This is a genomic window from Sphingobacterium hungaricum, assembly GCF_015210005.1.
Classification (GTDB): domain Bacteria; phylum Bacteroidota; class Bacteroidia; order Sphingobacteriales; family Sphingobacteriaceae; genus Sphingobacterium; species Sphingobacterium hungaricum.
Genome location: NZ_MU158697.1, coordinates 66,706 through 93,126, shown reverse-complemented (window position 1 = coordinate 93,126; position 26,421 = coordinate 66,706). Strand labels below are relative to the sequence as shown.

24 protein-coding genes are annotated in these 26,421 nt (G+C 37.1%); 5 read left to right on the top strand and 19 right to left on the bottom strand.

The genetic code is table 11. The features are described from left to right. Nucleotides 1-6: 6 nt before the first annotated feature. The 5 genes from C4F49_RS00395 to C4F49_RS00375 all read right to left on the bottom strand — a co-directional run bounded on the left by C4F49_RS00395 (nt 7) and on the right by C4F49_RS00375 (nt 6,883). Nucleotides 7-1,560, bottom strand: a complete 1,554-nt coding sequence (locus tag C4F49_RS00395; RefSeq protein WP_231388157.1) for an FMN-binding glutamate synthase family protein — start codon at nt 1,558-1,560, stop codon at nt 7-9. Between the two features lie 224 nt (nt 1,561-1,784). Continuing rightward, nucleotides 1,785-2,549: a Rossmann-like and DUF2520 domain-containing protein gene (locus C4F49_RS00390; RefSeq protein WP_196933853.1), complete on the bottom strand. Its 765-nt coding sequence runs from the start codon at nt 2,547-2,549 to the stop codon at nt 1,785-1,787. Beyond that, a complete protein-coding gene (gene ccsA, locus C4F49_RS00385) occupies nt 2,549-5,011 on the bottom strand; it encodes a cytochrome c biogenesis protein CcsA (protein ID WP_196933852.1) in 2,463 nt (820 codons plus the stop codon). The genes C4F49_RS00390 and ccsA overlap by 1 nt, the downstream gene beginning before the upstream one ends. A gap of 23 nt (nt 5,012-5,034) precedes the next feature. Continuing rightward, on the bottom strand, nt 5,035-5,454 hold the full coding sequence (locus C4F49_RS00380; protein ID WP_196933851.1) for a cytochrome c maturation protein CcmE domain-containing protein: 420 nt from the start codon (nt 5,452-5,454) through the stop codon (nt 5,035-5,037). Between the two features lie 196 nt (nt 5,455-5,650). Continuing rightward, on the bottom strand, nt 5,651-6,883 hold the full coding sequence (locus C4F49_RS00375) for a dicarboxylate/amino acid:cation symporter (protein WP_196933850.1): 1,233 nt from the start codon (nt 6,881-6,883) through the stop codon (nt 5,651-5,653). 57 nt (nt 6,884-6,940) lie between these two features. Here C4F49_RS00375 and mnmC2 point away from each other — a divergent pair, with 57 nt between their 5' ends. Further along, a complete protein-coding gene (mnmC2, locus tag C4F49_RS00370; protein ID WP_196933849.1) occupies nt 6,941-7,609 on the top strand; it encodes a tRNA (5-methylaminomethyl-2-thiouridine)(34)-methyltransferase MnmC2 in 669 nt (222 codons plus the stop codon). Nucleotides 7,610-7,744: 135 nt separating this feature from the next. Here mnmC2 and C4F49_RS00365 read toward each other — a convergent pair whose 3' ends face one another. From C4F49_RS00365 to C4F49_RS00350, 4 genes are all read right to left on the bottom strand, one after another. Beyond that, nucleotides 7,745-8,242 (bottom strand): FKBP-type peptidyl-prolyl cis-trans isomerase, encoded by a 498-nt coding sequence (locus C4F49_RS00365; protein WP_196933848.1) that lies wholly within the window; start codon nt 8,240-8,242, stop codon nt 7,745-7,747. A gap of 5 nt (nt 8,243-8,247) precedes the next feature. Continuing rightward, on the bottom strand, nt 8,248-10,275 hold the full coding sequence (locus tag C4F49_RS00360) for a thioredoxin domain-containing protein (RefSeq protein WP_196933847.1): 2,028 nt from the start codon (nt 10,273-10,275) through the stop codon (nt 8,248-8,250). Between the two features lie 218 nt (nt 10,276-10,493). Further along, nucleotides 10,494-10,709, bottom strand: coding sequence for a hypothetical protein (locus C4F49_RS00355; protein WP_196933846.1), 216 nt, complete (start codon nt 10,707-10,709; stop codon nt 10,494-10,496). A 98-nt stretch (nt 10,710-10,807) separates the two neighbouring features. Next, the gene (locus C4F49_RS00350; RefSeq protein WP_231388156.1) at nt 10,808-11,302 is read right to left on the bottom strand and encodes a SixA phosphatase family protein; all 495 of its coding nucleotides are present in this window, start codon (nt 11,300-11,302) and stop codon (nt 10,808-10,810) included. Between the two features lie 186 nt (nt 11,303-11,488). Here C4F49_RS00350 and C4F49_RS00345 point away from each other — a divergent pair, with 186 nt between their 5' ends. Continuing rightward, nucleotides 11,489-12,307 carry a glycosyltransferase family 2 protein gene (locus tag C4F49_RS00345; protein WP_196933844.1) on the top strand — a complete coding sequence of 273 codons (819 nt, stop codon included), beginning with the start codon at nt 11,489-11,491 and terminating at the stop codon, nt 12,305-12,307. Here the strand turns inward: C4F49_RS00345 and C4F49_RS00340 are convergent. The 5 genes from C4F49_RS00340 to C4F49_RS00320 all read right to left on the bottom strand — a co-directional run bounded on the left by C4F49_RS00340 (nt 12,304) and on the right by C4F49_RS00320 (nt 17,564). After that, on the bottom strand, nt 12,304-13,329 hold the full coding sequence (locus tag C4F49_RS00340; protein ID WP_196933843.1) for a WaaS/CpsH family glycosyltransferase: 1,026 nt from the start codon (nt 13,327-13,329) through the stop codon (nt 12,304-12,306). The genes C4F49_RS00345 and C4F49_RS00340 overlap by 4 nt on opposite strands. A gap of 148 nt (nt 13,330-13,477) precedes the next feature. Beyond that, the gene (locus tag C4F49_RS00335; protein WP_196933842.1) at nt 13,478-14,641 is read right to left on the bottom strand and encodes a glycosyltransferase family 4 protein; all 1,164 of its coding nucleotides are present in this window, start codon (nt 14,639-14,641) and stop codon (nt 13,478-13,480) included. Nucleotides 14,642-14,679: 38 nt separating this feature from the next. Next, nucleotides 14,680-15,693: a glycosyltransferase family 2 protein gene (locus C4F49_RS00330; RefSeq protein ID WP_196933841.1), complete on the bottom strand. Its 1,014-nt coding sequence runs from the start codon at nt 15,691-15,693 to the stop codon at nt 14,680-14,682. After that, nucleotides 15,677-16,534, bottom strand: a complete 858-nt coding sequence (locus C4F49_RS00325; protein WP_196933840.1) for an alpha-1,2-fucosyltransferase — start codon at nt 16,532-16,534, stop codon at nt 15,677-15,679. Before C4F49_RS00325 ends, C4F49_RS00330 begins: the two co-directional genes overlap by 17 nt. 13 nt (nt 16,535-16,547) lie before the next feature. Beyond that, nucleotides 16,548-17,564 (bottom strand): WaaS/CpsH family glycosyltransferase, encoded by a 1,017-nt coding sequence (locus C4F49_RS00320; RefSeq protein ID WP_196933839.1) that lies wholly within the window; start codon nt 17,562-17,564, stop codon nt 16,548-16,550. Nucleotides 17,565-17,635: 71 nt separating this feature from the next. Here C4F49_RS00320 and C4F49_RS00315 point away from each other — a divergent pair, with 71 nt between their 5' ends. The 3 genes from C4F49_RS00315 to C4F49_RS00305 all read left to right on the top strand — a co-directional run bounded on the left by C4F49_RS00315 (nt 17,636) and on the right by C4F49_RS00305 (nt 20,556). Then, a complete protein-coding gene (locus C4F49_RS00315) occupies nt 17,636-18,826 on the top strand; it encodes a glycosyltransferase family 4 protein (RefSeq protein WP_196933838.1) in 1,191 nt (396 codons plus the stop codon). After that, nucleotides 18,823-19,854, top strand: coding sequence for a WaaS/CpsH family glycosyltransferase (locus tag C4F49_RS00310; protein WP_196933837.1), 1,032 nt, complete (start codon nt 18,823-18,825; stop codon nt 19,852-19,854). Before C4F49_RS00315 ends, C4F49_RS00310 begins: the two co-directional genes overlap by 4 nt. A gap of 120 nt (nt 19,855-19,974) precedes the next feature. Further along, nucleotides 19,975-20,556 carry a glycosyltransferase family 32 protein gene (locus C4F49_RS00305; protein WP_231388155.1) on the top strand — a complete coding sequence of 194 codons (582 nt, stop codon included), beginning with the start codon at nt 19,975-19,977 and terminating at the stop codon, nt 20,554-20,556. Here C4F49_RS00305 and C4F49_RS00300 read toward each other — a convergent pair. The 5 genes from C4F49_RS00300 to C4F49_RS00280 are packed head-to-tail and all read right to left on the bottom strand — an operon-like array spanning nt 20,553 to nt 26,421. Next, entirely contained in the window at nt 20,553-21,656 is a 1,104-nt protein-coding gene (locus tag C4F49_RS00300; RefSeq protein WP_196933835.1) for a glycosyltransferase family 4 protein, read from the bottom strand. The two genes, C4F49_RS00305 and C4F49_RS00300, sit on opposite strands and share 4 nt — an antisense overlap. Continuing rightward, nucleotides 21,647-22,663, bottom strand: coding sequence for a glycosyltransferase family 9 protein (locus C4F49_RS00295; protein WP_196933834.1), 1,017 nt, complete (start codon nt 22,661-22,663; stop codon nt 21,647-21,649). Before C4F49_RS00295 ends, C4F49_RS00300 begins: the two co-directional genes overlap by 10 nt. 7 nt (nt 22,664-22,670) lie before the next feature. Beyond that, on the bottom strand, nt 22,671-23,276 hold the full coding sequence (locus tag C4F49_RS00290) for a DUF4254 domain-containing protein (RefSeq protein ID WP_196933833.1): 606 nt from the start codon (nt 23,274-23,276) through the stop codon (nt 22,671-22,673). Between the two features lie 43 nt (nt 23,277-23,319). Next, nucleotides 23,320-24,810 carry an NADH-quinone oxidoreductase subunit N gene (locus C4F49_RS00285; protein ID WP_196933832.1) on the bottom strand — a complete coding sequence of 497 codons (1,491 nt, stop codon included), beginning with the start codon at nt 24,808-24,810 and terminating at the stop codon, nt 23,320-23,322. Between the two features lie 6 nt (nt 24,811-24,816). Then, a complete protein-coding gene (locus tag C4F49_RS00280; protein ID WP_196933831.1) occupies nt 24,817-26,421 on the bottom strand; it encodes a complex I subunit 4 family protein in 1,605 nt (534 codons plus the stop codon).

The following is a 26,421-nucleotide window of genomic DNA, read 5'->3' as shown; positions in this document are numbered from 1 at the left end:
GATTGATTACTCAAATATTTCGGGTGCAAAATCACTTCGGCTGTTGACCAGCTTACCGGTGCTCTTGAAATAAATATCTTGAAAACTCAATGTCGTTTGGTTGTCTACTTTACGGAAAAATTTGTCTGCAGACACATCATCCAATGTCTTAAATCCACAGGCTTCCATGATTTCTACAGTTGCGCGCAAGGTGTTTCGATGGAACTGTGCAACGCGTACATATTTATCTTCCACATCAAGACCTTTGTAAAGATGCGGTCTTTGCGTAGCCACACCAACTGGACAAACGTCTTCATTACATTTTAATGCCTGAATACAGCCCAACGCGAACATCATGCCACGAGCGCTATAACAAGCATCAGCGCCTAGGGCAATCGCTTTAAGCAAATCGAATCCTGTCACAATGCGGCTGGATACGATTACTTTGATGTGTTTCTTTAACCCGAAATTAATTAGCGTAGTCGTAACAAATGTCAATGCATCATATAAAGGCATTCCGATGTTATCGGTAAATTCTAATGGCGCAGCACCCGTTCCTCCTTCAGAACCATCGACGGAAATAAAATCAGGAACAATCTGCGTTTTGTGCATGGCTTGACAGATGTCAATAAATTCTTGTTTATCGCCCACACACAATTTAAATCCTACGGGTTTGAAACCAGAATTTTCGCGCAGTTTCTGAATGAAATACATCATTTCCTCTGCATTCGTAAATGAACTATGCGCTGGTGGCGACATCACATCCGTTCCAGGAACGACGTGACGAATTGCGGCAACCTCGGGTGTGTTTTTTGCCGCTGGCAAAATACCTCCGTGACCGGGTTTTGCTCCTTGCGACAGCTTCAGTTCAATCATTTTGACATAAGGTCTATTCGCTTTCTCAGCAAACAAATCCACATCGAAATAACCCAATTCGTTTCTACATCCAAAATAACCTGTACCAATCTGCCAGATTAAATCACCGCCGTTGATGTGGTAATTTGAAATACCACCCTCGCCTGTATTATGGGCGAAATTCTGTAAAGCGGCTCCCTTATTTAAGGCAGTAATTGCCGTACGGCTTAAGGCGCCATAACTCATCGCTGAGATATTGAACACGCTCAAATTATAAGGTTGCTTACATTGTGAATTACCGACTTTCGTCCGTAAATCATGATTTTCAATATGGCAAGGAAATACCGAATGTGCTACCCACTCGTTCCCGATAGCATTTGGGTCGGATTGCATACCGAACGCAACGGTTTCGCGTTCGTTTTTTGCACGCTGGTAGACAATCGAACGCTGACGTCTGTTAAAAGGACGACCGTCTGTATCAGACTCCCAGAAATATTGGCGCAATTCAGGGCGTATGCCCTCTAAGAAATATCTGAAATACCCAACGACTGGATAATTGCGCAAGATGGCGTGCGTCGTCTGAAAACTGTTGTACAAAGCCAACAGCAACAATGGAAAAGGAACAATCAGCAACCAAAACCATTGCGGTGTGAAAATTATTCCAAACGAAATAATAATCAAATTGATGATTAATATTATGGATAAAATGAGTTTTCTAAAAGGCATAATTATTGAATTTTATAAACCTATGTTCTTGTTTAATTGACTAAAAAATATGATTCTGTCTTCTGATAGTCTACTAGAAGCATGCCACTCTTGCAAAGAACTTAATCTTTCTCAATCATGTTACTTGGAATAAAAAATCTATGCAAAATTAAGAAGTAAACCAGTTATAACGAAAGAAATAAATCGCAAATAGGCGATTTACCTATTTTCTATAAAAAAGTTTCTTACGTATCCTTATTTCTAATAAGTCGGGTCAATTCTTGGTAAATCGTTTCCCAATTTGGTTTTCCGCTAAGAAAGTCTAAATGCCTGTCAATCGTTTTTTGGTCATTTCGCTTTGCAGGACCCGTTTGAACCTCTTTTGGAATGTGATGCTGTACTTTTTCTGCCGTTTCCGCAATGATTGGTTTTAGCAAATCAAAGGATAGGTTGTTGGCTTTTAGAATGTCAAATGCAACCTGATACAGCGCATTCGTGAAGTTATTTGAAAACACGGCAGCTACATGCAATGCTAGACGTTGTTTGCTGTCGCAATAGAATGATTTTTTGGATAATGATTTCCCGATTTCCAATAGAAGCGCTGTTGCAATTTCATTGTTTCCTTCAATGCCGATTGGCGTTTCTTTTGACCGTAAATCAGAATCTTTGGAAATGCTTTGGATTGGATAAATAACGCCACAAAGCGGAAATTTCGTCAATACATCCATTGAAGTCGCGCCGGAAGTATGAACAACGATGCCTTTCAAGGATTGAGGTAATTCTTCAATGACTTGTTCGATTGCATTGTCCGTGACGGCGACGACATATAAATTTGCAGTTTTGTTAATGTCCGTTAATGAAGAAGTAGCTGAAGTTCCTAGTTTCGCAGCCAAACGTTCGGCTTGGTCTAGCGAACGGCTGTAAACCTGCAGGATATCATGGCCTAACGATTCGAACAAATGTGCGAATGCTGTTGAGACGTTGCCACTTCCGATTAGAACAATTTTCATTATGCAATTTTCTTAGAGATTTTGGCATCTTTCAACCGGCGATAGATAGCCATACAGAACCCTAAAGTCATAATAATCGTGCCACTCCAAAAGAAGTTGATGTATGGGAATTTAATCGCTTTGAAGACAATCCATTTTTTCTCAGGCAATGGTTTTTGATACACCATAACCTCTAATTTATCGCGGTCAGGATAGATGTTTGAAAATCTAAAACGAAGACCTTGCTCATTGACATCTTTGTTGAAGTCATAGACATTGCCATCTTTGATGGCATAGATAGGTTCTGCGACAAATTCTTTTTGGTCTGCTGCAACCACTTTTATTTTTAACCCAAAGAAGACATCTTCTGGTCCTTTAGGCAAATTGTTGACGGTCGCATCACGGTTAATTCCTTCGATAACATAATAGCCATTGCGGTAACGCAATGTATCGCCCACGCTGACTTCATATGTCGCAGGTTCGTCATATGCATCAAAACCCGTTTTATCGTCTGCTTTCTGACCGGAAATGCTGGCGAAAGAATCCGAATTAGCTGCGGTAATCAATGTATAGATGTCATGGCTCACATAATGTTTCGTAGCCGGCGTACCGATTAAACCGCCCATATCTGGGTTGTTCTGCGCAAAAGGTTGCAGGATAAAGGATTCTTTTACCTTTCCGCTTTCTTCGTCGATGCGTTCGTATTTAATGTTGTAATAGACATTTGGCGCTGCAACGCTATCACCGATGTAGGTGATTCTATAGTCGCCCATCTGTACAGGTTCGCCTTCATTCAAGAATAAATTATCGCCTGGTTTTTCAAATTTGTCAAAATTTGCTACTGCAATGTATCCATTGCTGTTCACTGAAATTACTTTGTTTGTTGCTGCCGCAATGAGCGCACCAATCATCAATAATGCAAAGCCAATGTGAGAAACGGCAGAACCAGATAATCGCCATTTGCCCTTCAGGGCATCGCCTAAAACACGGATGTTTGATATAACACAGAAAATACCAGCAAATGCGATTAGAATGTACATTACGTTGCTATAAATTTCTGTAAAATAAGCAACCAATGCCGTGACAAGAATCGAAACAACTAAAGTCGCAATCGTGCTCGCCCAGAATTTTTTAGTATCCGTACGTTTGTATTTTAAGAATTGTGTAACGGCAGTAAGTAACAGAATAACAATCACAAAAGCACCTTGCCATTTGTTGTAATGGGCGATTGGATTGATTGGAGGAGCTACTTTGGTACCGAAAATGCCATTGAAAACAGGAATCGAAGTCGTCGCAATTATTTGAACGCAAGCCACTGTTAATACCAATGCACCAATGAACATCCAGAATTCTCTAGAATAAATATCTTCTTCTTTTTCAGAGGATGGAATTTCTTTTCGTCGGCTAATCAAAATACCAACCATCAGGGCCAAATACACCATATTGAAAAATATCAATTGGCCTGACATTCCTAAACTCGTAAAGGAGTGAACTGAAGTTTCGCCTAAAATCCCGCTTCTTGTCAGGTAAGATGCATAGATAACGAGTACAAAACTGATTAAAGTCAAAAATGTAGCCGTGAAATAGCCATGTCCTGAATTTTTGAAAACCACCATCACATGGACCGCAGCAATCAATGTAAACCAAGGAATAATGGAAACATTTTCCACTGGGTCCCAAGCCCAGAATCCGCCGAAGTTTAGCGCTTCGTAAGCCCAGAACGAGCCCATTATAATTCCCGCACCTAAAATCATGACAGCAAACAAAGCCCATGGCAAGCCTGGTGTCATCCATTCTTTATACCGTTTTTGCCACAATCCTGCGAAGGCATAGGCAAAAGGAACAATCATTGATGCAAAACCCAAGAACAAGGTTGGCGGATGGATAACCATCCAATAATTCTGCAACAATGGATTCAACCCTCTTCCATCTGCAATTAAGCTTAGGTAATTTGGGTCAGAAAATATGGGGATATTCATGGCGTCGCGAAGCAAAATAAACGGCGAGCTCCCGATACGCGTTCCGAAAAATTCGATTCCTAAAATCATGGATGCCAAAATCGCTTGGCACAGCATGACAATGGTCATTACTGGGCTTTCCCACGTTTTAGCTCGGAATACGATAACGCATGATAAAACCATTTGCCAGAACATCCATAGCCAAAAACTTCCTTCTTGACCTTCCCAAAAAGAAGAAATAATGTAATGCGTTGGCAATGCTTTTGACGAATGCGCATAAGCATAATGGTATTCAAAAAGGTGGTTGTAAATGATGTAGAATAACGTTGAGCCAATCACGACAATAGAAAGCGCATTGAGCCAATACCCAATTCTACCTAATGTTTTCCACGAAGTAATTTCGGGATTTTTAGTTGCAAAATAATAACTGATAAAGGATAATATTGCAGACCCAAAAGATAAAATAATAAAGAATTGGCCTATTTTACCAGACAAAAGTTGTTCTCCAACGTAATTGATATCCATTATATAGAATAGATTGTTTTGTTTTAATTAGCCAAGGCTGTCTTTGGTGCAGCTTGTGATTCGATGATTTCTACTTCATCTTTATTGTATTTAGAAGGGCATTTCATCAAGATTTTGCTCGCATGAAATACATCACCTTCCATTTTTCCTGTCAGCACAATTTGCTCAGAACGTTCGATGTCTTGAGGTTTAGAGCCATTGAAAATGACCTGACATTCTGTACTATCATTATCGTACATGTAAAATGTAAACCGGTTTGCATGTTGAACAGGGTCGTAATGCAATTCTTTTTGCTTGTTTAGAACGCCGACAACATACAATTCTGTATCTTTCTCTTTAGCTTCGCTGAATGTCGAGTAGGTGCTTGAATCCGTATAAATTACCATAATCATCGCGATAGCTACCGCAATGATGACAATTAATAAAATAGAACTCTTCTTCATTTTTCCTTATCTATAAAATCAACCACAAAATTACAAAATGAGAATGGAAGCAATGAATTTAAACAAATTAAGAAACTATTTATAATTATTCCAAATAATAAACTATGGCTTTTAGAGGCATTAAAGCGCTATTCTTAAATTATTTGTCGGAAAGCTTTTGTCTATAGCAGGAATTTTACATTACGGAGACTGAATATTAGCCGTTATGCTCCTCAATTTCAAATTTCGCTCCCGAAAATCGAGTGACTAGCATAGACGCTACTGTATCGCCGGTAGCATTCAGTACTGTAGCTAACGGGTCTACTAAGGCGCCAATAATCATCACGGCAGGAATGGCTTCATTCGGCAGTCCATAAACAGAAATCATCAGCATTTCGCCGATAAAGCCTCCATTAGGTATTCCTCCCGCAACCATGCTGACCAAAATCGTAATGCCCACAGCTGTAATCAATGTCGTCGGTTCGAAAAAATTCCAATCTAATATGGCAAACGCCACATAAATCTTGACGATGGATGAAATGGATGAGCCATTTTTATACAAGGTATTTCCTAGCGGAATGACCACGCTTGCAATGTTATTGGGAATGCCCATTTTTTTTGCGGACGCTAAGTTCGCGGGCAATGTTGCCAAACTGCTACAGGTACTCAATGCAGTTAAGGATGGCGTAATGTTATTTTTCCAATAGGAACTAATGCCCAGCCGTCCATTAGCGATGTACGCGTATAGGCTATAAAAGACAAAAAAGAAGACGATTCCAAACACATAATAGAAGCCTAAAGGCTTCGCATAAAAGCCGAATAGTTCTGGGCCTAGGGTATGAACTTGATAGGCGAAATAGGCGCCCAATCCGATAGGGCCAAACTTCATCACGATAATCAACAGATTTTTCATGACTTCATTCCCGGCATTCAGAAAAGAAACAAAAGTTTTTCCGGCTTCGCCGGAACGCCTTGTGGCTACGCCGACCAGCACCGAAAAAAGCACGAAAGCTAAAATATGTTCTCTGGATAAGAGCTCCGAAAACTCACCGACCGTAAAAAAGCTCACCATCCGGTCGCCCCAATTTTGATTGGTATCAGCCAACAAACTATTGTCGACAGGCGCATCGTTTGCAATCGCGGTCACCGGATAAATCCACAAGCCAAAAATCGTTGCAACAGCTGCAATGGCTATGGTGATGACAAAAACGGTAGTCATCCAATAAATGATTTTGCTTAATTGTTTGTCGCTTTCCAAGTTGGCAATGGAGGAGCTGATGGCGAAAAAAATCAATGGGATAATCGAAACAAACAATAGGTTCAGAAAAATATCGCCCAAAGGTTTGATAAATGGAATGCTGTCAGGGAAAAATAGCCCGACAATACTTCCAATAGTTATCCCCAATAGCAATAATAATATACTGTTGTAATTTTCGAGTAGCTTTTGCATATAGTAATTGTTACTAAAATACTCGTTTTTCTGTTAGTTTTGTGAAAATATTTTATCATGCAATCTTTTATTACGAATGATGGTTCGAAAACTTTGTTCCATGAGGCAATCGGTGAACATTATCATTCCAAGCACGGCGCCCTTCAGGAAAGCAAACATGTATTTCTAAAAAGCGGACTTCAATATGCGCTTGAAAAAAATGAACTAACTGCAGTTTCGATTCTTGAAGTCGGCTTTGGAACCGGCCTGAATTTTATTCTAACAGCAGATTTTTGCACGCAAAACAACCTGCAGCTTGATTATTGCGGAATTGAAGCTTATCCCTTGAGTAAAGATATCATCGAATCGATGGACTATGCATCCTATGTTCAAGAAGAAACTTGGGATGGCTTCGCTTCTTCTTATGAAGATGCATTGAAATCTGAAACGAAAGTCAACGAGCTTGTTCGTCTAGAAGTTGATGTCGTGAAATTAGCTGATTTTACAACTGAGAAGCGGTTTGACGTGATTTATTTTGATGCCTTCGCGGCAATACACCAGCCCGAAATGTGGACGACCGAAAGTTTGGCTATTATCTGTCAGCATTTAAAACCTGCTGGCGTGTTCGTTACGTATGCAATTACGGGAAATTTAAAAAGGATCATGAAATCTTTGGGTTTTCAGATAGAAAAAGCTCCAGGAGCACCCGGAAAGCGAGAAATGTTACGCGCAGTGAAAAATTTGTAAAGTAGGTTTTGCTATGGCTTGCAACATATTAGCAAGGCTTCATTCGAAATTGGCAAGACATTTAAACGCATAAAAACGCCTCCATAATTTGCCGAAGGCAATCTATGGAGGCGTTTTTGCTTATTTTCTTAAAACTTAGTGTCCTTCGTGACCATCAGCGCCATGAGAATGGCCATGAGCCAATTCTTCTTCTGTAGCCGGGCGAACATTTAAGATTTCGATATCGAAATTCAATGTTTTGCCAGCCATTGGGTGATTTAAGTCAGCTACAACTGCCTCAGGAGTAACCTCAACAACTACTGCGCGGAATTGGTTTCCTTCATTATCTTGCAAAGGCAATACTTCTCCAACTGGAGGAAGACCGCTTTCTTTGAACATATCTGCTGGTAATTGAGCAATCGCACGCTCATCTTTTTCGCCATAACCTTCTTCAGCTGAAAGCTCAAAAGATGTTTTGTCACCTTCATTCAATCCGTTGATGTATTCCTCAAATTTAGGAAGCATCATGCCTACGCCATATAAGAAAGTTAAAGGATTTTCGGTTGTCGTTTGTTCTACTAATACTTTTTCACCGTTTTCAATTGTGTGAAGGGTGTAGTTTAATGTCACTACATTGTTTGGAGCTATAGCCATCTCATTTAAATTTTTGGGGTTTGTTCCCCTGATTTATGAATTAATTGCATGAGTTCTTCTACTGAATTTTGTGGAAGGCTACATGTTTTATTTTGACAAAGGTAGGCTTTTGATTCCAAACCTACTTTATCTGATAACAACGGGATGGTACTTTTTGTTCCGCCCATGACGATTTTATTTGGAATATACTGTCGGTCAAGTTCTTTGCGCATTTCCAAAGCATTATTTCCTGTCAGCGCGATTTCATACGTGCCAAACACTTTTTCCAGCAATTGGATTGCCCAGTTGGAATAACCTGAACCGTAAGATTTAATCTGCGGAACTACATTAGCGAATAGTTGGTCTGCTGTCGCAATAAAATTTTCCTCGTCAAAGTACAATCCCAGTTTATACAGTTGCCTAACGAAAGTCGAGGATGAAGCAGGAATAACATTGTCCATAATTTCGCTCTTGCGCGCAATCAATTGTTCGCCTTCGTTGGAAGTGTAAAAAAATGTCTTTTGCTCTGCATCATAAAAATAGGAAATCGCGAGTTCGGACAAGCGTTTTGCTTCCAAAAGATATTGCTCCTCGAATGTCGCCTCATAAAGCTCAACGAAAGCAGCAATCGTAAATGCATAATCATCTAAAAAACCAGCTATTTTCCTATTCGAATCTTCGGGCTGATGTAAAACAACATCGCCTTTGTTGCAGTTTTCCTGAAGGAAAGATGCTGTGGAAACCGCAAGGTTTAAATAGTCGTCATTGCCCAATGAACGATAAGAAGCAAGCAATCCAGAAATAAGCAAAGCATTCCATGTCGTCAATTGCTTATTGTCCAATCCCGGACGGACGCGCTGTTCGCGATAGGCATACAGCTTTGCTTTTATTTCTTTTAGGTATTCTTCCCATTCTTGTTCAGAAAAACCTGCTTCCGAAATTAATTGATTAGAATCTGCTGCGCAATGCAAGATATTCGTGTGCTCTTCTTCCCAATTGCCTTTTTCGCTCGTGGTGAAATAAGCTGAAAACAAAGGCGCATCGTCTCCGAGAACCGCATTGATTTCTTCTTGCGTAAATGTGTAGTATTTTCCTTCCACGCCTTCGCTATCTGCGTCCAAAGCCGAATAAAACCCTCCATTGTCTGCCAACATCTCACGTGTTGCCCAAGAAATTGTTTCTTCAATCACCCGTTTGTACAAAGGATTTGCCTTTTGCTGATACGCGTCAGCATATAAAGAAAGCAACTGTCCGTTGTCATAAAGCATTTTCTCAAAATGAGGCACATGCCAATGATGGTCGACGGAATAGCGCGCGAATCCACCGCCAACTTGGTCGTATATCCCACCCAAAGCCATTTTTTCTAACGTGAAATGCACCTGGTCCAAAATTTCTTGGTCTTTTGCCAAAAAACCATAGCGCAGAAAGAAAAGCCAATTGTTGGGCAATGGAAACTTTGGCGCTCTTGCGTATCCGCCCTCTTTAAAATCAAATTGCTGTTTCCAAGGCAGGATAACTTCCTTTAAATCCAAGGGGCTATATTCTTCTGGAATTTCTAGTATAGGCAGTTTTTCTACCCGATGAATGCTATCGGTTAATTTTCCGGCATAATCATAGGCTACGTCGGGCGTTTCTTCCCACATTTTGGCAATCTGCAATAAAATCTGTTGCCAATCATGTGGTTTGAAATAGGTTCCGCCATATATCGGGCGACCGTCAGGCAAGCAGATGCAGTTTAATGGCCAGCCACCGGCATTGGTCATTAATTGCACTGCGATCATATACAGCTGGTCGACATCCGGACGTTCTTCGCGGTCGATTTTAATCGGCACGAAAAATTTATTCATGGTTTCGGCAATCGCTTCATTTTCGAAACTCTCGCGTTCCATCACATGGCACCAATGGCAAGCCGAATAGCCAATGCTGACAATCAGTAGTTTGTTTTCCTGTTTTGCTTTCGCTAAAGCCTCTTCGCCCCAAGGCATCCAATGGACGGGGTTGTGCGCGTGCTGCTTCAGGTAAGGAGAATGTTCGTTCTGTAGTTTATTTGCCATTAAGAACGAAGATAGGAAAAAGGCAAATGGTTATGGGATAGTTTTTATTTCTTGGGAAATTTCAACGAATAGATGACATTAATTCCTCTTTGGATAAATTGTAGAGTAAAGTGGTTCTAAACGTTCATAAGTATTTTTCGCTTCAAGTTTTCCATCTACGGCTTCTTGAAGGCCAGAGAAAAATTTTAGATTAGGGTTCTTGTAAACCTAAACTCTGTTCAATTAATTGTTTTTATATCTTCCCAATCCTTAGCAGTGGATTTCCCAGCTAAGAATTCTTGTTTAGTTAACTCAAAATCAGCTATTTGTTCAGCCGAGAATACATAGTTTTCAGCAGACTCATCAATTTGATAGGGAATCCCAAAGCGTTCCAATATTTCTTGAACAACTTTTACGTCTTTTTCGTTTTCTATTGTCGCTGTAATCGTCGTCATCACTTAAAATGTTTTCGTTTTTAAATTTTAGAATTAATTTAATGAATTTATCAAAAGAACACAAACAATAAAAGGTTTCAAAACTGATAGCGAATAGATTATTCCTCACTAATCAATTGATTTAAGGTCGCCATATGGTGAGATAGCGTTGTGAAATCAATTCCTTCCAACAACCTTATTTCTGCACATTCGGAAGTCCTCAAACTGATGTAAGTGTCACAGCAGTAGTTCACGAAAGCTGAAATTCCGGGGTTATGTCCGAACAACAGAATCGTATTGCAATCATCAGAAATGGAATTGATGAGCGTTAAAATTTCTTTTGCCGAAGCTTCGTAAATTTCTTCTTCAAACCTGATGTTATCTTGCGGATAATTCAACTCATCAGCAAAAAGTTCAGCCGTCTGCTTCGCTCGATTCGCGGAGGATGAGATAAATAGCGTCTTTTGGTCGATGCTTAATTGCTCATTGAGCTTTTTGGCGATAATCTTAGCTCGGTCTATTCCCTCGCCAATCAAGTTCCGTTTAAAATCTTGTTTATTAAAGGAATGCAGTTCGGCTTTTGCGTGCCGGATGATGAAGATGGTTTTATTCATGACTTTCCTGTTTATAATGAAGATTAATTTACGAAAAATTATATAGAAAATCCATTTTGACCAAATCATTTTGAGTGAAATATTTTTATCTTTGAGAAAAATATTCTAATCAATTATTAATATAAGTTAATTAAACTAGAAAGAAATACAAGGGTGTTTCTCTTAAAGCAATTAAATATAATAGGTATGCATGATCCGCTTGTCAGTGTTATTATTCCAAATTACAACAACCAAAAGTTTATCGCGGCATCTGTTCAATCCGCTCTCCAACAAACATATTCGCCCATTGAAGTTATTGTTGTCGATGATGGCTCTACTGATCAATCCGTCGATGTATTAGAGGGTCTATTGCAAAAGGACACTAAAAAATTCACATTGCTAAAGCAAGAAAATTCAGGAGTAAGTGCGGCAAGAAATTTCGGAGCAAAGCACGCAACTGGAAATTTCTATGTTTTTTTAGATGGTGATGATATGTTGTCCCCTGAGTTTGTGGAAACGTGTGTAAGTGCCTATTCTAAAGAACCCGATTTGGAAATTGTTTATCCAGCAAGTAATTACATCGGTGCAAAAAGTGGTTTATGGAAACTGCCGGATTACGATTTTTCGAAATTTCTATTAACAAATATGATCCCTGTTTATGGGATGGTTAAGGCAAATACATTTAAAGCGGTGGCTGGATTCGACGAGTCGCTCACATATTATGAAGATTGGGATTTATGGATTAGAATTATCCGAGATTATCCAACAAAGGTTAAATCTATTCCGCAGCCCCTCTATCAATACCGGATCCATGACGTAGCTAAATCTTCGATAGGGAAGTTAGTAGAAAGCAATCAACTGTTGCAAAATGCGTACAGAAAGATCTATAACAAGCACTACGACTTATATATAGATCACAATCTTGGTGTTGAAAATTTGTTTTATATGACCAAATACAAGCAAAAATACCAAAATGAATGGTTTAGGAAGTTTTACTATCGCCTAACGAAAAAAACGGTCAATTAGCGAATAATCGGCAAATCTATTGGCAGGTATTGTTCATTATCCAGCACATAATTTGCCCAATTTGTAAAACTATATTTCTTTTTTATCCTATCTGCTATCTGTACATAAGGAGTATTTAAAAAAGATATTAAATCCTCCGCATTATAGTTGTTTAATACGAAAATATTATTCGGGTGAAAAAGATCATAATGAACTACATTCTGATTTGTGGTAATGACTTTTTTATCATAGCCCAATGATTCGAAAATGCGAAAAGATAATCCTTTGTGAATTGGATTTTGAATGTCTATTAATACGCTTGCACTCATCATACTATTGAGGTTCTCATAATAATTGATGTGTTTATCAATATGAGTAAACCCAAATTTTTTTATTTCATAAGTTTGTCTAGTATGTGGGGAATAGATTATGATAGTACATTCGTAATTTAGCTGAGTTAGCTGATTCCTGATAGCAACAATATTATCCATGCGCTCAGCTTCAAAAGATCCAATAAAATAAGCTTTTTTATAATCTATGACTTCTATTGATTTAAAACTATCAAAATAAAAATTTGTGGTGGGATAAGTATTTGGATAGGATAAATCTTCTGGGTCGAAGACGTAAAATCGGTCAAAATGAGGGATATAATTTTCTATCCCTGGATATCTATTTAAGCCATCCCATTGATAAGCAATACTGCGATCTGCCTTGTTTCTTACTTGTGCAATAAACTCTAAAGGAAAAAAATCTGGACGAATAAAAAAGGCATAATCAGCTCGCGGTATTTTTTGCAGTTGATCAAGCATCCTGTTTTTATGGGCTTCTTTCTTCAGCTTTTTTTTATAATCATAATCGTTAAATATGACTTTTCGATATAGATTATAGAGCCGTTGAAATATGCTTTTATACTCGAAGACTTCCTCTTTAATTGAAAAATCTTCAATAATATAGCCCAAATTTATTAGTTCCTTTCGAATGACGTCAGAAAAACCGGAATTTTGGGGAGCGCCAAAAATTATGCGTTTATTACCTATTCTCATCTGATAGAATGAATACAATTCCCATAGGTCTGTTTAATTCAATATAAAACTAATATGCAGTTTTTTTACTAAAAACAGAATATTCTCAAATTTATTATAAATTATTTATAATCAATTGAGAATTACAGGTGGAACTGCAAAATCTATCTTAAGAGAAAAGAAGATTTCTATAATTTTTTTCAAATACCTCTTCACTAAAATACATTCTCACTATCTCTTGGATATTTTGAGAAATAATGTCTAACTGCTGTCTATTCTCTATAATTCGCTCCAGTAACGCAATAAATTGCGTCAGTAAAAATTCTTGATTATCACTGTTTTCGATAATATATCCTGTGCTTTGCGATTCATTTACAATGTTGGAGACTTCGCCAACATTCGTGCTGATCGGTATTGCGCCTCGAGACATTCCTTCCAATAAAACCATTGGGAAACCTTCGGCTACAGATGTTATCATAACGAAATGCGCGCTTTCGTACAGCTCATTTAATTGGTCTTTGTCTGAAATTCTCCCAAGGATGTGAATATTTGAATCTGCTTGACTTTTGAATTCATGGAAATCTCCTACCATATAAAATTCGAACGGCAAGTTTTTTTCTTTGGCTTTTTTGGCAATTTTTATAAATAGCTCTGGACGTTTATCGCTCGAGTTACGACCTACAAAATAAATTTTTAAATTTTCGTTAAAGCTTTTTGTGATGTTAGATTTTGGAACATCCACTTTATTCGGAATAATTTTTAATTTTTGTACTTCTTTACTATCGATGTTATTCTCTTGATAGAAATTTTCAAATTTATTTAAATTCACATTTCCCAGCACAACTCTTGCATAAAGTCGATCTAATGTGGGTTTTGAATATTCCTCATACGAATGCTCTCCTCCAGTAAATGCATGAAATAGATCAATGATTCGTACGTTCTTATTCAAATGAGGAATTAGGTCGTAGAAAAAATAGGAGTTACAACCAAATACTACGGGATTTTTCTTTTTGTTGATTTCTGTTGCGACAATTTTGGCCATGTGATTTCTGAAGGATTTCTTCCAACCAAATCTCATTAAATCGATGACAGTCGAATTCTCATGGAACTCCTGTTTCAAATTTGTGTCAACCGAATAGTTTGATAATAGGCAGACGACATTGTCTTTCTTGAAAACTTTCAAGATATCCGCGTGAACACGTTCAGCACCACCAGTATGGTAAAAAGGAAACACAAAAAAGGTATTTGTCTGTGCCTTTCTAATTTTACGAACAATAGACGGATAGTTTACTATTGAATCAATTGTAGATAGCCATTTTTGTGTTTTTTTCATTTAGTAACTTTAAATAATAGAAATAGTAAACAAATAGATTATTTAAAAAGATTTTTGAATTGCTTTCTGAAAGTTTTAAAACTTGTATCCTTGGCACTGAACAAAGGACTTTTAAACAACAAAAAAAATCCGTTTTTCGGTTGAAAATGTTTGATTAAATCCTGCCACTTCTGTGAAATCACGCTTTTAAATTGCGTCTTCTCATACGTTCCTAATTCGTCATTATGCTTCAACAGTGTCAGCAAGATATTCATGTATTCTTCCAAAGTTGCAGAATCGATCAGCTTTTGGCCAACCATCAAACTCCTGTATAATTCAAATTCTTTTCTATTCGGATATATCTTTAAAAAATGCAACTGCTTCTCCAGGATTAAAGCCGCTTGTTCATACATTTGACTGAGTTTCTTTTTTGAAATACCATCTTTATGAACCCTATACTGAATTAAAGGAACTGCTATGTTTGCAATTTTGTGATTTCTTGATATGCGAACTAGCAAGTCATAATCTTCGCACAGTTGATCATTGTAGCTTCCCGCTTTTCGAACAGCGTCCAATACATAGATGGACGCAGGATTGACAAAAACGTATTCAAATAATAATAAACTTGGCAGATTGCGTCCGACTGGAACTTTAATTGTCGTATTAGTTCTTACAGAATTCTCATCAATTACATCTGCAAATCCGCTTGAAGCTGCGATTGAAGGATTAAGTTCCATAAAATCTACTTGCTTCTGAATTCGGTCTGGATAAGCAATATCATCGGCGTCCAATAATGCCAAATATTTTCCTTTAGCCTCCTCGACAGCCAAAGCTCTGGCACGGCCAATTCCGATATTTACTTCGTTTGAGATAATTCGGATTCTGGGATCGTCGAAACTTTCAATGATTTTTAGACTGTTATCGGTCGATCCATCATTGATGATCAAAAGTTCGAAATCTGTAAAACTTTGTTCTAAGATACTTTTTATCGCAGCATGAACATATTTTTCAGCATTGTATACGGGTATAAATATAGTTACGAGCGCATTATCCATGTTAGATTTCCAAAGCATTTTTAAAAACTAAACCTGAAGTATCTAACGCATTATCGTTGATCCATTTTTTTGGCTGAACAATTATCTTTTTTGGATTTGGATTTAACCAAGCTGCCCACCAGCTAAAACTGCTGTTAGCGATTATTTGATGACTGCATGCAGACATCAATTGCATGTCCCTGAAACTTTCATTTCCTGTATTCCAGTCCACAAAAATGCCATCATCTACCGCTAAGTTTTCTCTACACCATCGTTGATCGTTCGAAAAAATAACAAATGTTGCGTTCGGGATTTTTTCTTTCATAATCGAAATGGCTTTTTGATAATATGCTAAATCGCAAATATTACCTAAGCTGGGATGATTTACATAATCCCCTCTTCGAACATGTACTGCAACTGTATTTTTTCTGTTGATTTCTGATAAAAGGTCCGCATTTTTATTATCCGTAATTTTTGGAAAAATAAAAGCTTTTCGAAGCTCGGGCTCTATCGGATTAAGATAATTTTGATTTTGCCAATAGCCCCAATAATAACGACTCATTGAATCTGTCTTTATCGATTGGTCATACGAAAAATGGATTTTTTCGTTTTGATAACTTTTTCTGCTTCCATTTATCCGACGGAATAAACGCCAAAAGTAGTTGCCTTTATTATTATCATGTAAATTGATGTCTAAGCTAGTTGCTTTTTTTAGCTTAATATCGAAAATTTGGGTCAGCTCAAAGCCGTTATGTAAAGGATAACCCTCAAATTCTCGTAAATCAGCTTTTACTCTCCTGTGATGTTGGATAAGGTACAGATAAAAGGCGTACTGAAACATCTGATTGCCAAGACCACCAATAAAATTTACAATCTTCAAATTGCGCAATCAGTTAATTAACAGAGGGCAAATTTAATGGAACATGACCTTCTGTATTTAATACGTATTTAATCCAATTCGTAAAACAATATTTTTGTTTTATAGAAGGAGCTATGGGCTGATAAGGTGTTTCGATGAAATTCTTAATATCCCCATAATTTTCTTCCTCCAAAACAAAAATATTATTTTCTTGGTAAAAATCATATTTTGTGACCTCCTTATTCGTCGTTATTATTTTTTTGTTGTAACCAATGGACTCAAAAATCCGAAAAGATAATCCATGATGAACTGGATTGTGGATATCGATTAATAAACTTGAATTTAAGGTGTTTTTGATATTTTCCTCATAATTCACGTCAGAATCAATATGATGGAGTCCATGTTTTTTTATTTTTTTTATTGCTGATTGACTGTTCGATTGAATAAAAAAGTCATTTTCATATTCCATATCTTCCAAACAATCTTTCAAAGAAATAATCTGTTTAAGACGTTCAGGTTCATAGGAACCTAAAAAATATGCACCTTTATTTGATTCACCATTTTGCATATTCTCAAAATAGAAATTGGTGATTGGTTTTACATTTTCATGTACCAAGTCTTCGGCATCGAAAACAAAGAAACTATCAAAATACTGAATATATTCCTTTACGTTGGGAAAACGATTTAAGCCATCCCATTGATAAGCAATTAAAGAATTCGCTTTTTTGCTTACTGCTTTAATGAAATCTTTGGGAAAATAATCAGGTCTTATAAATAACGCATATTCAGCTTGACCTATTTGCTTCAAATAATTCATCAAATGCTCGTGACGTGCTTCCGCTTTTAAGTGGTGTTTGTATTGATAGTCATTGTGAACCACTTTTCGATAGCAATTATATGCTCGGTCAAAAATATTTTTGTATTTGAATTCATGATGAATCATCGAGAAATCTACGATGTTAAATCCTAAATTTAAAAGTTCCTCTTTTATCACCGCAGAAAATCCGAAGCTGCTGGGAGCTCCAAATAGAATTGTTTTACCCTTAAACATACCTACTAACTTATTTCTAATACTGATAGAACGATTCTGCACTAAAATAGTTACACTTGGTAAGTTAAAAAATGTTAATTCATTATAAACTAACTATTAAATCTTTTAATCCTATAAGATTATCTATTGAAATATATTTGTATAATTGTCAATCAAAGTTAACAGGATTACGAATCACCTATTTACTTTTATTTTTATTGATGAGTCAAATTTATTTCGAAGCTGAGAGGTTAAAATATCCAAATGTAGGACTATATCACTTTTGTTTGCATTTAGGAGCCGAATTAAATAAAATAGCTCAAAATGATTCTTCGATTGATTTAAAATTTTATGTTCCTACTGGAACATCATATTTTGGACAAGATGCAAATCACGTTTATGTGCATGATTTTCATAAATTTATGCATTTGTTCAAGAATCCTCCGCAAATCTGGCATTGCACCAACCAATTATCACCCTATTTGCCAAAATCAAAAGAAATAACGAAAGTTTTAACAATCCATGATTTAAATTTTCTTAGAGAAGGAAAAAGTCAGTCCAAAATAAATAAATACTTAAAGAAAATTCAAGACAATATTGATGCGTCAACACATCTTGTCGCTATTTCAAATTTTGTTAAAGATGAAGTCAAACACTATTGTCAACTGAACGGAAAACCAATTGATGTGATTTATAATGGAAATAATATTGATTCAGAAACTAGGCCTCAAAAGCCCTATTTTGAGAATCTAGATCTTGAACAGCCTTTTTTATTTTCTATTGGAACGTTTGTCAGGAAAAAGAATTTTCATGTGTTGCCCTATCTATTAGTCGATAATCAGTTAAATTTGGTAATTAGCGGTTTAATTACAGATCAGAGCTACTTAGCTGAATTTAATGATATTGCAGAAAAACTAGGTGTTGCAGACCGAATTTTTATAACGGGGCCAATCGGTGAAGCTGAAAAATATTATTTGTATAGTCATTGCAAGATTTTTTGCTTTCCATCTTTAGCTGAAGGTTTTGGACTTCCTGTGGTCGAGGCTATGCATTTTGGGTCAGCTATTTTATTGTCGAAAGAAACTAGTCTTCCTGAAATTGGGGGAGATGTGGCAAGTTATTTTGAAAGTTTTGAACCCAATTATCTAATTGAATTGGGTAAAGGTTTAGCGGAAATGCAACTTTCAGCTTCCCAAGTTGATCAAATTAAACAGCGAAGTAAATTGTTTAGCTGGGAACATGCAGCTCAATCTTATTGGGAAATTTATAAAAATTACAGATGAGTAATAAGATAGGCGAGGGCAAAACTATCATTTTAGGTATGCCTGATTGGTTTCTTTATATTGAAATTAAAGAAAGACTTGAATCATTAGGGTTTGAAGTCATTGGAATTCCTTTCACCAGTCAGTTTACCTACAAAAATTTAGGCTCTCGTATTAAAAATTTTCTTAGAAAGAACCTTTTTAATGATAAAACCTATAAAAATAGGTTGAAGTACGAAGTTACTGGACGTGAGATTACAAATACGATAAATTCCATCTCAAGCCCGTTGGACTATGCTCTCTTAATTCGAGCCGATTATTATCCGAAGGAAATTATTCAGCTTATAAAGCAAAAAGCAAAAGTTTTACTTGGATATCAATGGGATGGAATCGAACGATTTCCTGCTATTCTAGAGAGCACCAGTTTGTTTGATAGATTTTATGTTTTCAACCCTCATGATTTAAATCATTACGAACATCTGCTTCCGTTAACTAATTTTTTTATTGAATCAAATTCCAGTTCTAATCATACAAGTATCGATGTTTACTACGTTGGTAGTTTCATAAGAAAAAGAATGGATCAGTTAATTTCTTTAGGTAATTTTTTTCGTAATCAAGAGATAAGTTCTCATATTCATGTTGTTACGGGCAATCAAAAAAAACTTGAGCTATATAAAGACTCTTCGATTACAGTAACAAGTCAATATGTAAATTATCAAGAGAATTTAGAAAATTTACACAAGGCTAAAGTACTCGTAGATTTGTTAGATGATGTACACAATGGCCTTTCTTTCCGTGTTTTCGAAGCATTAGGAAACAATAAAAAACTGATTACGAATAACAAAGAAATACGATTTTATGATTTTTATCGTCCTGAAAACATCTACATTATTGAGAATGAAAATTTTGACGGGCTTTTAGAATTTATTCAATCTCCTTATGTTGAATTGGATCAAGATTTAGTTCATAAATACAGCTTCGACAATTGGATTAAATATGTTTTGCAGATTAGTCCTTATCAACAAATTTCGTTGCCTAAAATTAGCTAATGTCATATTAATTTATTTTATTTACTTAAATACGATACTTTGGCAATTCCCAAAACAATATATCAAACTTTTAAAACTTCCAAAATTCCTTGGATTACAAAATTGTATATCTGGATTTTTATGAAGAAGAATAAATCCTATTCGTATGAATTTTATGATGATCAACGGATAGAGAAATTTATGGAAGAAAATTTTGATCAAGAAGTTTATCAGGCTTATTCTAAACTTCAAATTGGAGCGGCGAAAGCAGATTTCTTTCGGTATGCCGTATTGTATATTCATGGTGGCATCTACTTGGATTTAGATAGCGATATCTTAACTTCCTTGGATAAGTTTATCAGAGAAGATGATGTTGCGGTAATTACGAGAGAGAAAAGGCACCAAGAATTTTTTGCGCAATGGGCTTTGATCTATGAAAAAGGCCATCCATTTCTAGCCCGAACAATCGAATACATCGTCGATAATATTAATCAGAAAAGACATCTGCATGATGTTCATGCATTGACTGGCCCAACGATTTATACAAAAGCTATTAACGACTGTTTGGCGGAGGATCCGTCGATTCCGCATCGCATTGTTGAAGATGACTATAAAGGAATGATGCAGTTCAAATACAAGTTTGGAAAGATCTTTATTTATGGTGATCGGAAATTGCACTGGAAAAAACTTCAGAAGCAGATCACGGTCATAAAAGAAGATTAAATAGAACGGTAAATATCCATGACTTGCTTCGCAAGCACATCATCATTGAATCGCTGCGCAAATTCCAGCCCTGCTATTTTCATGGATTCTTGCAAATCTTCATCAGCCCAAATGCGCTGAATTGCAGCGGAAATTTCGTTGATATTTTCAGGGTCGACAAAAACCGAATTCGGACCAGCCGCTTCGGGGAAAACGCCAGAATTCGTCGTGATAACCGGAGTGCTAGAATATAACGCTTCAATAATTGGGATTCCAAATCCTTCAAATTTGGAAGGGTACACAAATATGTTGGCTAAAGAATAAATCGTCGCTAAATCTTCCATGGAAATTCCTTTCAGAAAAATCACCTGATTTGTCAATTGATTTTTTTCGACATACTGTTTGATTTCTTCAGCATAGGCCGTGTCTTTCCCAATAATGACCAATGGAATAGCTGTTTGCTCAATCGCTTTTACAATCTGAAATGCATTTTTTCGAGGTTCGATCGAACCTACATTTAAGATGAATTGTTCAGGCAATTGGTATTTGCCGCTCACCAACTCTTTTTCTTGTTCAGATTTCGGTGTTTTAAAAGCGGGATGGCATCCTTGATAGACTACCTGTATCTTTTCTTCTGGGATTTTTAAGAAGTCGATAATGTCCCTTTTTGTTTGCTCGCTGATCGCGATTATTTTGTCCGCATTGTCTGCCGCAGATTGCATTTTCTTCTGATAGATTTTGCGGTCAATGGGTTTGTATAATTCAGGGAAGCGGATAAAAATTAAATCGTGGATAGTCACGACAGTTTTGATCGGGGAATCAGATAATCCTATCGGAATTTCTCCAGATAATCCATGATAGATCTCAATTTCATCTTGCTTTAAGTCATTCGACATGCTTTTGTACCGCCAAAATGAAGGTGATAGTTTGCCAAAAAAACTGCTTGGTGTTTTTAAACGTAATTGATCCGACGGAATGAAGTTTTCCGGGACTTTTGGAGAATACAAAACATAGTCATTTTCCGGATAATAGGTTTGCAAAATGCGAACCAAATCACGGCTGTAATTGCCTAATCCCGTTCGGTTAAAAAAATATCGTTTTGCATCGAAACCTATTCGCATATTGATTTTATCTTATCGATGACCATTTCCGCAGTAACCAAATCTATTGCTTCAACTCCGTCACATATGCAAGGCTTATTGCCGTAAACCGAACTCGGACGGTTTGGATGATTGACTTGAACACAATCATCTTCTCGCTGGCCGTAACCTAAAAAGCCCGCATAGGGATGCGTTGCGCCCCAAATTGAAACACATCGAACACCTACTAACGAAGCCATATGCATGCCTGAAGAATCCATTGAAACCATTAAATCTAAATTAGCGATAATATTCAACTCTTCCGAAATCGAAAATTGATTGATGCTGTTCGTAATGCCTGAATAATTTTTGCTCCAGTTTTCTGCTGTATCAAATTCTTGCTGACCGCCTCCAAAAATAAAAACTTGGTAGGAATGTTCCGAAAGGTATCGAATTACTTCTTCCATTTTCTTTAGCGGAAAAACTTTATACGGATGTTGCGCAAACGGGGCAATTCCAATTTTTGGTTTCGCTGTCCTGAATAAATCCTGATATTGTTCAGGAAGTTCCCGATGTGCGGGTTTCAGTTGATTCGTTAAAGTCAAATTAAAACCTAAAGAACGAAATACATCGGCATAGCGTTCGACCGTTCTTTCCAAAGGTTTTAATACTTTGTTGTGCGGACTTGTTAACGCTTTTTTTTCTTCTCGACCTTTGTCGAGAATCGCTAAGTTAATTGAATTAAACTTGAATAAGCCCGTAAGAAATTTCGTTCTTAGATTATTATGTAAGTCAGCAAAATAATCCGCTTTGTAGGTTTTCAGTTCATCATATAGCCGTAACAATCCAAAAAATCCTTTGTGTTTGGATTTGGGTTCGATAGCATGAAAACGGATGCGAGGAATTCCATCAAAAAAAGCGAAGAAAGGCTTGCGCGTAACAACAATCACTTCCGTATCGGGATTTTGTTCCTGAAATTCAGCTAAAACTGATGCAACCATGGCCACATCACCCATTGCTGAAAATCGGGTTACAAGTACGCGCTTCATGAAAGGCTTATTTTTTATTTGCGTATAAAACAGGATTCATCGAAGGATCGTTATACATTTTCATCTGTTTGTAGACTTTCATGTATTTTATGCCTACGGCAATATCCGTCAGCAACTCGTCGATGCTTTGCGAAAGGTCGTTTCGTTGCTCCAATAAGATGTTCAACTTTTGCTGACAAGAAGCTATGTGATCTGGGGCAGCATCCGAACGCAAAGTTTCTTGTTCCATGTGATAGATTTTCAATGCCAGAATAGATAAGCGATCCAGCGCCCAAGCCGGGCTTTCGGTATTCACTTTTGCATCCGCCAAAGCTTCCACATCCGCAAACTTGGCTAAATAATAACTGTCAATGTATTCAACGGTATCGGTCCGGTATTGATTCGACGAATCGATTCTTCTCTTCCAGTTCAATGCTTCTGCAGGATCAATTTCTGGATTGCGAACCACATCTTCCATATGCCATTGCATCGTATCTATCCAACATTTTAAATAGAATAAATGTTCTATGCCATCTTGAGCATAAGGATTTTCCATGGGATGATCGATCGCATCGTACACATGATAATCATCGATGGCACGTTGGAAAACAGAATTTGCAATTGAACTAATCATGTACAAATATATAGAATATTGTCGTATGTAAAATGGGATTAACCTATTTTAAGAGAGATAACAGCAGGCTAGGGAAGATACCCAAAATGACCACTGCGATACAGAACAAAAAGGCTAAGCAATTCTGAAAAGTAAATGTTTCCTTAATGACGCTGTCGCTTTTATTTTCTTTCAGAAATGCATAAAGCGGGATTTTTAAATAATAAAACAGCGATACGACAGTTGTGATGGCCCCAACAATCAACAGCAACAGATACGCGAATTCAGAGCTTTCGCTATACAATTCAAAAACGTTGGAGAAAATCAGAAATTTTCCAATAAATCCTGCTGTTGGCGGTAGTCCAATCAATGAAATTCCTATCAATGAAAACCCAACAAACGTGAATGGAAGTTTTTTTCCTAATCCCATGAAGGATTGAATGTTTGCATCACCTATTTTGCTTTCTAAATAATCAATGTATAGAAATGCCGATAAGTTCATTAAGACATATACGGCCATATAAAACAGCAGTACATCCGTATTGCCTTGTACGAAAGCCAAAACGGCCATCAATAGAAATCCGGTATGACCGATGGATGAATAGGCCATTAATCGTTTCATGTTTTCTTGACGCAGGGCAATGAAATTCCCGACAACCATCGTGACAATAGCGATGACGACTAAAAGCAGAAATGTTAACTCACTAAAGTAAAAGAATGTTTCAAACCAAGAAGCACATAATCTCGAGAACAAAATCATAACCGCAATTTTTGGAACTGTGGATAAGAATGCTGTGATCGGTGTCGGTGCTCCCTCATAGACATCCGGACTCCAAACATGAAAAGGTGCGAAACTTAACTTAAATCCGATACCTGCAAACAGAAACAAAATGGCCACACTGCAAAGAATTTTTGGAGCAGAAATTAATCCCTGAATATGCATGGCAGAAGTAAAATCTAAATTTCCCGTAAAACCATACAGAAGAGATAATCCATACAGCATCATTGCGGCACAGGCAGAACCAAATAAAACATATTTAACAGCAGCTTCCGATTGCTTTTTGTTTTCGGACAAATAACCCACCAACACATAGGATGCGATTGACACGGTTTCAATGCTAATAAATACCAATAACCAATTCGTAGTAATCGTTAATAAGCTTAATCCAAAACTTGCAGCCAAAAGAATAGAATACACATCTGCAATTTTTCGTTTTATAGCTTTGTGCTTAAAATGCTGTTGTATAAAAAAGCCTGTAACCAAAGAAGCGAACAGAATAAGCATTCTTCCATAAATGGAAAAGTCATCCCGTCTAATCATTCCGAAAAAACCTTCTTGGGGGTCATTGAATTGAGGAATCAATAAGATGAATGCACTGATGAACCCTAGAACCGCAATTAAAAAGGTGCTGTTTTTAAATTTTTTCTCAAAGAATAGAGAAGAAATAATGCTCAGTAAAAATGCAATAGCTAACGCAATCTCAGGTTTTAACAGGCCTGAGGAAGCAATTATGTGATCAATGGTTTCTGAAATAACAGGTTCAAACTTTTCCATTGATGATTATAAATGAGTTGAAACAAGCGCTACCAAATTGACGACAGCGGCATTCATCTGGTCGAAAACTAAAGATGGCATAATTCCTAAAAGCAAAGACAAAGCAATTGTTGGAAACAAAATAAGCTGTTCACGCTTGCTTAAATCGGTCAATGCAACAGCCCATTCTTCACCACCTTTTAAGCGAGTTTGTCCAAAAAACATGCGCTGTAAAGTCCAAAGAAAATAGACAGCGCTTAATAAAATACCAATTGAACCAGCTAATGCCATCCAGCGAGAAATTCCTGTGCCCACTAATTCAGCATTAAAAGTTCCGATAATCACAAATGCTTCTCCGATAAAAGCGGAGAAGCCGGGCAAGCCTAAGGATGCAAAAAATGCAATCGCTAGATATGCCGTAAATTTTGGCATCAAAGTCGCCAAGCCTCGGAAATTATAAATATAGCGATCATGTACACGGTCGTAAATAACGCCTACCATGAAGAATAGTGCGGCAGATAAAAATCCATGACTGACCATTTGAAACATCGCACCTGAAATTCCTTCTACAGTCATCGAAGCGATACCCAAGGTCACAAATCCCATGTGGGAAACGGACGAATAGGCAATCATTCGTTTTAAATCTTTTTGTGCCAAAGCATTCAACGCACCATAAATAATCGAAACCACGCCAATCAAGCCAATCCACCAATTCGCTTGGACAGCAGCATCTGGAAAGACTGAATAACAAATTCGAATAATTCCGTAACCTCCGATTTTCAATAAAATACCAGCTAAAATAATCGATACAGGAGTTGGAGCTTCCACATGCGCATCAGGCAGCCAGGTATGCAATGGAACAATTGGAATTTTGATTGCGAAAGCAATAAATAGAATGATGAAACCAACCATTCTGGCAGGAATGCCAAAAACGTCAAATGAATTTGCTGCCGTTGCGAAAAACGAACCATCTACATAATTCGCCGGATTCATCATGTGCAACATGTTGAAGGTATGTGCTCCTGTGTCTGGATTGATGACTGAAAAATACAGTCCAACCATAACCAGCAACATAAATACCGAACCGAATAATGTATAGATAAAGAACTTAATCGCTGCATATTCTCTTCTTGCGCCACCCCAAATTCCAATCAGAAAATACAAAGGCAATAGCATGACTTCGTAAAAAATATAGAACAAGAAGAAATCCAACGCAACAAAAATTCCGATAATCGCGGTACTTAAGAGCATCATCAAGGCAAAATAGCCTTTCAAGCTCTTGCTGATATTCCATGATGCACCGATTGCCATCAACATAACAATTGTGCTCAGCAATATCAAGGGCATCGAAATTCCATCGATACCAATAAAATAATCGATTTCCAATTGTCCAAGAGAACCTAAATCCAAACGAAGCCATGGAAGCTGTTCAACGAATTGATAGCCACTGACGGAATTGATTCCAGTTTGAGAGCCGTCAAATTGCCAATAGAGATAACCTGAGACTAGGAATTGAAGAAAAGCAAATCCTAATGCAATGTATTTATAGCTGTTTCTATAGCTACTTGGGATTGCTAAAATCAGCAAACAAGCAAACAATGGTAATAGAAGCAGTATTGAAAGAATCCCCAT

What these genes read in the sequence shown, in the direction of transcription:
- C4F49_RS00375 (WP_196933850.1), bottom strand. Translation starts at nt 6,883, where the DNA reads ATGCAAAAGCTACTCGAAAATTACAACAGTATATTATTATTGCTATTG.
- C4F49_RS00295 (WP_196933834.1), bottom strand. Translation starts at nt 22,663, where the DNA reads ATGAAGCGCGTACTTGTAACCCGATTTTCAGCAATGGGTGATGTGGCC.
- C4F49_RS00360 (WP_196933847.1), bottom strand. Translation starts at nt 10,275, where the DNA reads ATGGCAAATAAACTACAGAACGAACATTCTCCTTACCTGAAGCAGCAC.
- C4F49_RS00365 (WP_196933848.1), bottom strand. Translation starts at nt 8,242, where the DNA reads ATGGCTATAGCTCCAAACAATGTAGTGACATTAAACTACACCCTTCAC.
- C4F49_RS00315 (WP_196933838.1), top strand. Translation starts at nt 17,636, where the DNA reads ATGTTAATTCATTATAAACTAACTATTAAATCTTTTAATCCTATAAGA.
- C4F49_RS00340 (WP_196933843.1), bottom strand. Translation starts at nt 13,329, where the DNA reads ATGAGAATAGGTAATAAACGCATAATTTTTGGCGCTCCCCAAAATTCC.
- C4F49_RS00395 (WP_231388157.1), bottom strand. Translation starts at nt 1,560, where the DNA reads ATGCCTTTTAGAAAACTCATTTTATCCATAATATTAATCATCAATTTG.
- C4F49_RS00285 (WP_196933832.1), bottom strand. Translation starts at nt 24,810, where the DNA reads ATGGAAAAGTTTGAACCTGTTATTTCAGAAACCATTGATCACATAATT.
- C4F49_RS00335 (WP_196933842.1), bottom strand. Translation starts at nt 14,641, where the DNA reads ATGAAAAAAACACAAAAATGGCTATCTACAATTGATTCAATAGTAAAC.
- ccsA (WP_196933852.1), bottom strand. Translation starts at nt 5,011, where the DNA reads ATGGATATCAATTACGTTGGAGAACAACTTTTGTCTGGTAAAATAGGC.
- C4F49_RS00290 (WP_196933833.1), bottom strand. Translation starts at nt 23,276, where the DNA reads ATGATTAGTTCAATTGCAAATTCTGTTTTCCAACGTGCCATCGATGAT.
- C4F49_RS00310 (WP_196933837.1), top strand. Translation starts at nt 18,823, where the DNA reads ATGAGTAATAAGATAGGCGAGGGCAAAACTATCATTTTAGGTATGCCT.
- C4F49_RS00390 (WP_196933853.1), bottom strand. Translation starts at nt 2,549, where the DNA reads ATGAAAATTGTTCTAATCGGAAGTGGCAACGTCTCAACAGCATTCGCA.
- C4F49_RS00280 (WP_196933831.1), bottom strand. Translation starts at nt 26,421, where the DNA reads ATGGGGATTCTTTCAATACTGCTTCTATTACCATTGTTTGCTTGTTTG.
- C4F49_RS00300 (WP_196933835.1), bottom strand. Translation starts at nt 21,656, where the DNA reads ATGCGAATAGGTTTCGATGCAAAACGATATTTTTTTAACCGAACGGGA.
- C4F49_RS00350 (WP_231388156.1), bottom strand. Translation starts at nt 11,302, where the DNA reads ATGAATAAAACCATCTTCATCATCCGGCACGCAAAAGCCGAACTGCAT.
- C4F49_RS00345 (WP_196933844.1), top strand. Translation starts at nt 11,489, where the DNA reads ATGCATGATCCGCTTGTCAGTGTTATTATTCCAAATTACAACAACCAA.
- C4F49_RS00305 (WP_231388155.1), top strand. Translation starts at nt 19,975, where the DNA reads ATGAAGAAGAATAAATCCTATTCGTATGAATTTTATGATGATCAACGG.
- C4F49_RS00380 (WP_196933851.1), bottom strand. Translation starts at nt 5,454, where the DNA reads ATGAAGAAGAGTTCTATTTTATTAATTGTCATCATTGCGGTAGCTATC.
- C4F49_RS00355 (WP_196933846.1), bottom strand. Translation starts at nt 10,709, where the DNA reads ATGACGACGATTACAGCGACAATAGAAAACGAAAAAGACGTAAAAGTT.
- mnmC2 (WP_196933849.1), top strand. Translation starts at nt 6,941, where the DNA reads ATGCAATCTTTTATTACGAATGATGGTTCGAAAACTTTGTTCCATGAG.
- C4F49_RS00320 (WP_196933839.1), bottom strand. Translation starts at nt 17,564, where the DNA reads ATGTTTAAGGGTAAAACAATTCTATTTGGAGCTCCCAGCAGCTTCGGA.
- C4F49_RS00330 (WP_196933841.1), bottom strand. Translation starts at nt 15,693, where the DNA reads ATGCTTTGGAAATCTAACATGGATAATGCGCTCGTAACTATATTTATA.